This window comes from Methylomonas subterranea, assembly GCF_024505185.1.
GTDB lineage: Bacteria > Pseudomonadota > Gammaproteobacteria > Methylococcales > Methylomonadaceae > Methylomonas > Methylomonas subterranea.
Window position 1 is genome coordinate 1 of record NZ_JANIBJ010000091.1, and the last position, 1096, is coordinate 1096.

The following is a 1096-nucleotide window of genomic DNA, read 5'->3' on the forward strand; positions in this document are numbered from 1 at the left end:
GCACTCGTAACGCGAAGGTCGTAGGTTCGATTCCTATTGCCGGCACCATTTAAATCAAAGGGTTATAGCTAGTAAATAGACTAAAACCAGTGCATAGCAGCTTTTCGTTCACAAATCATTCACAGTGAACAGGATAAAACGGCTATGGCAACCATCAGAAAGCTACCAAGTGGTTCTTGGCAAGTACAAGTTAGACGCAAGGGTGAAAGCCCAATAAGCAAATCATTTTCTAGTAAGTCTCTTGCTGAACAATGGGCAAGATCAATCGAATCTCAAATTGACCATGGATGTTTTGTAGATCGTAGCGAGGCAGAAAGAACGACATTAGGCGAATTAATCGACCGCTATCTAGTTGAAGTTACACCCACTAAAAAAGGTAGCAAGCAAGAGGCTTATCGGTTAAGTAACCTCAAAAAGCATTTAGGTTCATTAGTAGTGGCCTCGATTCAAAGTAAACACATTGCAAGCTATCGAGACTCAAGGCTTAAATCAGGTAAATCTAGCGGAACAGTGCTTAGAGAGCTTTGTGACGTGTCTCATTTGTTCAATGTGGCAATTAAAGACTGGGGAATACCTTTAGTTAGTAATCCGGCAAGACTTGTAAGAAAGCCACCAGCTTCAAAAAATCGAGATCGAAGGCTAACTCCTGATGAAATCAATGAATTGATAAGGCAATTAGCTGAAACCGATGAAATGATAAGCATTGTTCAGTTAGCCATAGAAACCGGCATGAGAAGGTCAGAGCTTCTAGCCATGCAATGGGGCAATATAGATATAAAAAACCGCTATGTATTGCTTCCAGATACCAAAAACGGGGAATCAAGAGCGGTTCCTTTGTCTAGTAGGGCAATTGAGATACTGGAACAACTACCCAAGAAAGCTGAAACCGTCTTTATAACTAAACCAGATTCAGTATCACAGGCATTTCATAGGGCTTGTGTAAGAGCTGGACTTGATAATCTAAGGTTTCATGATTTAAGACATGAAGCAACTTCAAGATTATTTGAAAAAGGACTAAATACTATGGAAGTTAGTTCTGTTACTGGGCATAAAACATTAGGAATGTTGAAAAGATATACTCATTTAAGAGCTAGTG

Annotated in this window: 1 protein-coding gene; it reads left to right on the forward strand. The window is 39.8% G+C overall.

The window, feature by feature from the left end; all coding sequences use genetic code 11:
* Window positions 1-144: 144 nt before the first annotated feature.
* On the forward strand, window positions 145-1096 hold a 952-nt coding region (locus tag NP590_RS20405; RefSeq protein WP_256604585.1), incomplete at its 3' end, for a tyrosine-type recombinase/integrase.